We start from the raw sequence: 7,663 nt of genomic DNA, 5'->3' as shown, positions 1-7,663 counted from the left end.
GTCAGCGACAACGGCAGCGAGCTCACCAGCAACGCCATCCTAACATGGGCCGATCAGAGCCGCGTCGCCTGGCAGTACATCGCGCCGGGCAAGCCCATGCAGAACGCCTTCATCGAGAGCTTCATGTATAGACGGCCCCGCGGATGCAAGGGATTTCAGCAGCACTTTGGATACCGGTCGGGTGCGTTCATGTATACGGCCTGTTAGTGCGACCGATGCCATGGCCGCTGGCCCTGATGGAGATCGCGGATCGAGGCCTCATCAACGGGTCGCGCTTGTTGCGCTGAAAGCTCTTCGGACTTGCTCGATCCCCAGCTCCGCCGGTGCCCATCATGCTGTCATTTGCCCTCACACCATAAGGTGGCCAACATACGCGGAAAGTCAGGCCGCGAGCTTAGGCCGATAGAATTCCCCGGTCGTCATCATCGCCCAGACGATCCGGGCCAACTTGTTGGCAACGGCGATGGCGACAATCATGGGCCGACGCCGTTCAAGCAGGGCTTCGATCCAGCCGCCTCCAACCCGGGAGCGTGCCTTTGGGTACCGAACGACGTTACGTGCTCCGATGACAAGCAAGTGCCTGAGATAGGAATCGCCCTGTTTCGTAATCCGGCCGAGCCGATCCTTCCCGCCGGTGGAATTCTGCTTAGGCGTCAGGCCCAGCCAGGCCGCGACTCCCGCCCGGAGCGGAACATGGTCGCGTCCGGCACGGTCGCAGCGAGAGCCGTGGCCGTTATGGGACCGATCCCGGGAATCGAGGACAGCAACTTCGCCATCGGATTTACTCGCTGGATCTGAGCTAGCTCGCGCTCGATGGCCTCGACCTGCCGGTCCAATTCCTTCAGTTGGTTCACAAGCACGGCTAGTGCAATGCGGGCGTGGGCCGGTAGCGTCAGTTCCTCGTCATCCAACAAGTCCACCAGACCCTCCACCCGTTGCCGGCCTTGCCCGATAATGATTCCGAACCAGCAAAGTGAGCCCGAATGGCGCAGGCTGTCATGGTGCGTTGGCGGACCAACAAGCCTCTTGCACGATGAAGCATCAAGAAGCCCTGGTTCTCGACGCTCTTGATTGGAACGAACCGCATATTGGGACGGGTGACCGCTTCGCAGATCGCGGCCGCGTCAGCGGCGTCATTCTTGGCTCCTCTTCGTACGTAAGGTTTAACATAGGCTGGCGGGATCAATCTCACGTCATGTCCGAACTGCCGAATCTCCCGCGCCCAGTGGTGAGCAGTCGCGCAGGCCTCAATGCCGACTAAGCAAGGTGCGAGCGAGGCGAAGAACGACACGATCTCGCCTCGCCGGAGGCGTTGGCGACCAGCCACTTGGCCTTGGCCATCAACTGCATGGATGTGAAAGACGTGCTTCGAAATGTCCAATCCAATTGTCGCGACTTCCATTGGTGAATTGCTCCTGTTAGCGGTTAGTCCATCGCCAGTATATCGCTGGCGCTGAGGGAGCGGGGCCGTCTTCCCCATCAACGGCCCGCTGCGGGATGAACTGTTGAACGAGACGCTGTTCACGTCGATGATCCAGCCTCGCATTGCGCTCGGAATGCTGTCGCGCCGATTACAGCGATGCACGACCAGACTCGCGGCTCGGATGGAAGACGCCATCCCAGTTCGCCTTCAACTGCCATCCGCGCCGGGATTTGGCGCTGCGCTGTGCCGAGGGCTCTGCGCCAGCTGCCGTCGCTACCACCGCCCAACCCGGCAAATCCAACAGCTCGGGCGAACTCAGGACTGGATATTAACTTGGGGGCAATGTCACGCGTAGTCGATAGGCTACGAATACGGAATGGTCGCAGTCAACACACCCAAGATTTGGGCGCGCCAACCTATCGGGTAACGCCATCGATGTTTACGATCGACACGAAAACAGATCGCCGCCTACTTGCAACGGGAGAGTCGCCTGTGGAGGTAATATCTAACCACCGTCACGATAATCGAACAGATCGCATTGGCAACGGATTGCCCTAGGAGACCGGCGCATCGACCTGTCGCAGCTTAGCGACGATCTCTTCGGGATTTTGGCGCTTCTTCGCTGTCTGCCAAAAGATATACTTCAAGGTGGACCAATTCGGTGTAGATCACACTGCCCATCCGGCCGTGACCTAGCCCATGGCCAAAGCTCGACGTTCGCTGCTTTCCCGCACATTATCTGGCAAGACGCAGCAACACTGCGGCACCAACCCAAAAAACGCGCAATACGACAGCAGTTGCAAGTCTAAATGTTTGCCGAGCCCAAAGGAGATGACGAATGGCCGCGGCAGTCTCAGCGATCCCTCAAATCGGCATCCCATTTCCGAGGGCGTGATTCGTAAAGTTGAGAGCAGACATGCATGGCATTGAAACTTTCCAGGATCTGCAGCGCGAAGCAACCGAGTGGCGCCGCTATCTCCACGAAAATCCTGAGCTCGACTATCAGGTGCACAACACAGCCAGGTTCGTGACCGAAAAGCTGGCTTCGTTCGGTGTCAACCACATCGAAACGGGGATAGCCGAAACCGGTATCGTTGCGTTGATCCAGGGCGAAGGCGGAGAGGGGCCCACGATCGGGTTGAGGGCGGACATGGACGCCTTGCCAATAGTTGAAGCGTCAAACAAGCCTTGGTCATCGAAAATACCCGGTAAGATGCACGCATGCGGCCATGACGGTCACACCGCCATGCTGCTGGGCGCCGCAAAGTATCTGGCGAGTACGCGCGAGTTCAAGGGCTCCGTTGCTTTGATCTTTCAACCTGCGGAAGAAGGAGCGCTGGGCGGCTTGAGGATGGTCCAGGAGGGTATCATGGATCGTTTCAACATCTCCCAAGTTTTTGGCATGCACAACTCGCCGGGTATGGAGGTGGGCAAGTTCGGCATTCGTCATGGTCCGATGCTCGCCTCACTTGACGAGTTCGACCTCATTGTGAATGGCAAGGGCGGCCATGCGGCCAGGCCGAATGAGGCCATCGATCCAGTTGTCATTGCGGCACAGATCATCGTCGGCCTGCAAACTTTGGTCTCGCGCAACACGAACCCGATTGAATCGCTTGTGATCTCCGTGACCATGTTGAAAGCCGCTAACGCTTTCAACATTATTCCCAATCAGGTTGAAATGACTGGCACCGTCAGGACCCACGAGCCCGCCCTCCGGGACTTCGCCGAACGGCATATTCTGGCAGCCGCGCAAGGCATTGCGCGCGGATTTGGGGGGGGGGCCGAATTGAAATACCGTCGACACGACCCTGTCACCTTCAACCATACAGAGGGGACCAATCTCGCGATCAAGGCGGCCCGTAATCTCGTGGGGGCCGCCTCCGTGGACCAAAACATCAAACCTCGGATGGGATCGGAAGATTTTGCCTATATGCTTGAGGCTCGGCCGGGCGCCTACATTTTTCTTGGCAATGGACCGACCGCTAGCGTGCACAACCCGGCATATGATTTCAACGACGATGCCCTGCCTTATGGCATCGGCTATTGGGTGAATCTCGTCGAAATCGCGCTGGCGACCTGAAGTTTGGTGGGCCGGAACTGGCCGGCGATCACGATGTTGAGCCGCTCGCGCCACTGCCGTGCGCAGGAACGTCGTCCGCGCTTACAGGATTTCGTCGGCCACGTAGTGCGCAAGCGACATGATCCGCAGGGCCGCTTGCGGATCGCGATGGACGACGAGCGCGCCACGGGCGGCAACACATGGAAGAGGTGCTCACCGGCTTGGGCAATTCCGCCGAAAGGACCGGTGCGGCATGCATTTCGGTATGCACATGGGCCGAGCTATGCGGATGATGCGCTCGGCGATGGTAGATAGAGTCGATCTCAACGCGGCCCTAGTCGAGGAAGCGACAGCGGCCCGTCCAGCGCGAGAGCGCCTAGCGAACGGCCTCCGCCAGCTTGCTGTTTTGGCTGACGAGGGCGAGCTGGTCGCGCGGCCAAGGTTCGAGCGCCTCGACGAGCAGGCGGCTGCCGCGGACGACGCGGCGCTCCTCAAGGGAACGGCCGCGGATCTCGCCTTGGATCTTGTAGAGCTCGGCGATGCGCGTGAGCGCCCCGGCAGCGATCGGCGCGGGACCGGACCGGGCGAGCCCATAGAACTTGCGCCGGACGGGGTCCAGCGGAAGGCAAGGCTCACGGCATCGCGCTCGGCCTGCACCTGCATAGCCATCAACCTGCAGACTTATTACGTTGACCCCGTCGGCTTCCAGGTCGGGTGTTCCTCTGAAATGGAAGTCATAAACGACGAGGACCAATTTCCTGCCGCGAGTGGTGGATTTTCCGCCCGACCCGTCGAACGTGAAGTCTCGTCAACCAGTGGGACCACCGTGCCGTCTCGTGCCTGGCTTAAACATCGTTCCGACTTTGCTTCGTTGTGCGCGGCCTAGATGTAGCCGACGCTGTTCTCTTTAACGCCTGCCGAAGGAAATGATTTAGAGCGACGTGGCGAATATTGATCCCGCGGCCAACGCAGACCCCCGCAACGTCTCTTCGATAGGCTTCTGATCCACGGTGCGTTGCGCGCTCTTTGCCAAAGGAGATACGTCCTTAAGCAACAGTTCGGCAACCAGTGAATTCGTCGGTGAAGCGGCGCGTTCCGACGCCGAGGACGCTGCCCTCGGCACACGCCGTCGAGCGTGAGTTCGCCGTAGGACCCGGCCTGACTGGGCGCGGGATCTCTTGGCCCCGCATTTACTGGCTGTGCGAGGAGAATTAAGCGATTGGCCGCGAGTCTGTGTCATGGAGTCTATGCGAGACCGCGCGCGACTGACGCGCGCGGTTTGTTCAGTTTTCGAGTGCCGAGCCCGCTCCTGCGGCCTCCGCCCGTACGAAGGCAAGCCAGGCGATTGCGGTGTCCTGAATGCCGGTGCCGGTGAGATCGGCGATGGTGATTTGCACCTCGCTCGTGCGGCCCGTTTTTGACCCGGCAATGATCTCTCCAAGTTCCGGAAAGCTTGCATCGCCCGCAACGGCGCCTTCGGCAATGGCATGGTGAAGTTCGCCAAGGCATCGCGTCTGCGTGAGACTGTCGGCGACATAGAGATCCGCCTGGACGATCGCGGCCGGCTCGACCTCATTTTTGTGTTCGGCGTCAGATCCCATCGCGGTGACGTGCTGTCCGGGTTCCAGCCATTCCGCCCTCAGGATCGGTTGATCGGCCGGAGTTGTTGTGACAATCACATGTGAGCCGGCCACCGCCTTTATCGGTTCCGCACATGCGATTATGGAAAAGCCCAGTTCCGCCGAGAGTTCCTTCGCAACCGCTTCCGCTTTGAAGACATTGCGCGCCCAGATGCGGGCCTCACGGATTGGCCGGACCAGCGCGAGCGCCTGTAGCTGCAACCTCGCCTGAATCCCGGCACCAAAGACTGCAGCCACGGAAGCGTCCGTTCGGGCGAGATACTTTGCGGCAACTGCGCCTCCGGCGGCCGTTCGCACATTGGTCAAATAACCGTTGTCCAGCAACAGCGCTTGCACTAAACCAGTTTTGCTGGAAAGCAGCACCATGACGCCGCCGGTGCTTGGCAAACCGACGTTCGGATTGTTAAAAAAGCCAGGGCTGATCTTAACGGCAAAGCCGTCGAGGCCCGGCGCGTATGCCGTCTTGACGTCCACCTCGCCCCGATGTTCGGGAACGTCGAGCCGCAGGATAGGGGGCATCGCCACGGTCTTGGTGGCGAGCGAATGGAAAGCATTCTCGACGCATTGTACCGCCCCAATGTCGAGCGGCACGATTTGCCTAAGCTCGCGCTCTGTCAGAATTTTTACTATTGGCATCAGACCATCTCGCCCAACGGATTCTTTACCCCATTTATCACGCGTCGATGCAGCTCGATGTCGATATTGCGTCCTGAGAGCACGAGCACTACCGGCCCCCGCAATCCTGCCACTTTGCGGGCGAGCAGCGCCGCGATGCCGACAGCGCCCGCACCTTCGACGATTTCGCGCTCTTGCTCGTAAGCATGACGAATGCCGGCAGCGATCTCGCTATCGGTTAGCAAGACGACGTCATCAAGCAGGGCCCGACACATCGGAAATGTCAGCTTGTTGTCCAAACCGATGCCACCGCCGAGAGCGTCGGCAAGGCTTGGAAACTCCTCCACTTGCACAGGCTTTCCGGCGTCGAGGCTCGCCTTCATCGCCGCGCCCCTTTCCATAGTAACCCCTACAACCTTCGCACAAGGCCGCATGCCCTTGACCGCTGCTGCCACGCCAGCCGCCAACCCGCCGCCGGAGAGGCCCACGATCACGGTGGCGACATTCGGCACCGCTTCAACGATTTCAAGCCCGATTGTCCCCTGACCGGCGACTATGTCCGGATGATCGAAGGGCGGTACCATTACGAGTCCGTTAGCCACGAGGCGGTCAACCTCCTGCTGCGCTTCGTCCTGTGAGCCGCCAATGATTCGTACATCCGCGCCGAGATGCCGGATTTCCGAGACTTTGTTTTCCGGCACCAGTCGCGACATGCAGATGGTCGCGCGCGACCCCACCGCCCGAGCTGCATAAGAGAGTGCTCGACCATGATTGCCGGTCGAGACTGCAATCACCCCCCGTGCCCGATCGGCTTCAGTGAGTTGGAGGATCGCATTGGTCGCACCGCGCAACTTGAAGCTGCCCGTGGTTTGATGATGCTCAAGCTTCAAGCCCACCGTAGTGCCGCAAACATGTGATAGCGACGGCGAGTGGACGAGTGGCGTTGAGAGGATGTGACTGGAGATGCGCTTTCGCGCATCCCGAATAATCTCAAGATCGATCATAGTAACTCCTCAAGTCAAACAACGACGCCATCAGACGTTAGACGTATGGTCATCTGGTAGAGGCCCTCGATATCCTAGACGGACAGCTTCCCGACAGGACGGATTGTCGCGCGATTGGGAACGCAGCACATTCGAACAGATGCCCGCCGTATCTGGATGTTAGGTGCGGAGGCGCCGGGCAAATCTTCGCCGTAATGCAACGCGTCGAGTTGGAGATCAGAGTCTTGGTGGGGGCAGTAGCTGGCGGACCGATCCCAAAACAGGAGCAGGCTCGACATCGCCACGGCTCACAGCCGGCTGATTTCTGACACAAAAGCCGCTGTCCTTGCTTATCGCGACAGCGCCTCGCTCGACGTGGCGCTTGGCGGCTCTGCGATCGCTGTAAGCGACATCCTGCACCCAGGCTCCCGCGACGGAATCTAAGACCGTTAAGAAAGAAGTTAGCCGAAATTGGCATCGAGCCTGGCGATGGCGGTGTGGCGCTAGGCGGAACCCGGTGTTCGAGGGCCAGAACTCCGTGAGCGAGTGAAGTTTGCGATGTCATCAACTAAGCATATCACGCGGTTTAAAGCCAAATTCTCTGATGTGCCCCCTATTGGGGCAGAAATTCTGCGCGTATTCGATTAAATCCAAAGGCTTTCTGCGATCATCTGGCGGGATCAGAGACCGTCGACGGTAGAGATCGTGATGGCGCCGAACTCCGCCGGTCGTGAGATGGGCGTGCCTCGGGACGTCGAATGACAAGGTTGAGGGCTTCACGACTCGAACTCTCGGGCATACGGACCGAGGATGCGAGCGGGTCTGGCGGCGTGAAACAGCCTAGGGCTTTATGCGAAGCGTTTCACCTGCCGCCAGGCGATCTGGGATTTCGTCGTGTCGGCGAAGGCGAGCATTCCGGCTTGATTGTCCGTGACCGCCGATG

General features: G+C 59.5%; 3 protein-coding genes and 4 pseudogenes. 3 read left to right on the top strand and 4 right to left on the bottom strand.

The window, feature by feature from the left end; all coding sequences use genetic code 11:
* A pseudogene (locus HCN50_RS32405) lies at positions 1–123 on the top strand (integrase core domain-containing protein); the annotation flags it as partial.
* Positions 124–381: 258 nt separating this feature from the next.
* Here the strand turns inward: HCN50_RS32405 and HCN50_RS32400 are convergent.
* A pseudogene (locus HCN50_RS32400) lies at positions 382–1,402 on the bottom strand (IS110 family RNA-guided transposase).
* A 79-nt stretch (positions 1,403–1,481) separates the two neighbouring features.
* Here HCN50_RS32400 and HCN50_RS32395 point away from each other — a divergent pair.
* Positions 1,482–1,755 (top strand): annotated as a pseudogene (locus tag HCN50_RS32395) (integrase core domain-containing protein); the annotation flags it as partial.
* Positions 1,756–2,339: 584 nt separating this feature from the next.
* On the top strand, positions 2,340–3,503 hold the full coding sequence (locus HCN50_RS32390) for a M20 aminoacylase family protein (protein WP_171713924.1): 1,164 nt from the start codon (positions 2,340–2,342) through the stop codon (positions 3,501–3,503).
* A 316-nt stretch (positions 3,504–3,819) separates the two neighbouring features.
* Here HCN50_RS32390 and HCN50_RS32385 read toward each other — a convergent pair.
* From HCN50_RS32385 to eutB, 3 genes and pseudogenes are all read right to left on the bottom strand, one after another.
* Positions 3,820–4,161 (bottom strand): annotated as a pseudogene (locus HCN50_RS32385) (IS66 family transposase); the annotation flags it as partial.
* 604 nt (positions 4,162–4,765) lie between these two features.
* Complete coding sequence (eutC, locus tag HCN50_RS32380; RefSeq protein WP_171713922.1) at positions 4,766–5,758, bottom strand: ectoine utilization protein EutC; 993 nt, start codon at positions 5,756–5,758, stop codon at positions 4,766–4,768.
* Entirely contained in the window at positions 5,758–6,741 is a 984-nt protein-coding gene (gene eutB, locus HCN50_RS32375) for a hydroxyectoine utilization dehydratase EutB (protein WP_171713921.1), read from the bottom strand. Before eutB ends, eutC begins: the two co-directional genes overlap by 1 nt.
* Positions 6,742–7,663: the final 922 nt, after the last annotated feature.

The organism is Bradyrhizobium archetypum (genome assembly GCF_013114835.1).
GTDB lineage: Bacteria > Pseudomonadota > Alphaproteobacteria > Rhizobiales > Xanthobacteraceae > Bradyrhizobium > Bradyrhizobium archetypum.
Note: the sequence above shows the minus strand (reverse complement) of the source record. Positions and strands in the feature narration are given on the sequence as shown.

What these genes read in the sequence shown, in the direction of transcription:
- eutC (WP_171713922.1), bottom strand. Translation starts at nt 5,758, where the DNA reads ATGCCAATAGTAAAAATTCTGACAGAGCGCGAGCTTAGGCAAATCGTG.
- eutB (WP_171713921.1), bottom strand. Translation starts at nt 6,741, where the DNA reads ATGATCGATCTTGAGATTATTCGGGATGCGCGAAAGCGCATCTCCAGT.
- HCN50_RS32390 (WP_171713924.1), top strand. Translation starts at nt 2,340, where the DNA reads ATGCATGGCATTGAAACTTTCCAGGATCTGCAGCGCGAAGCAACCGAG.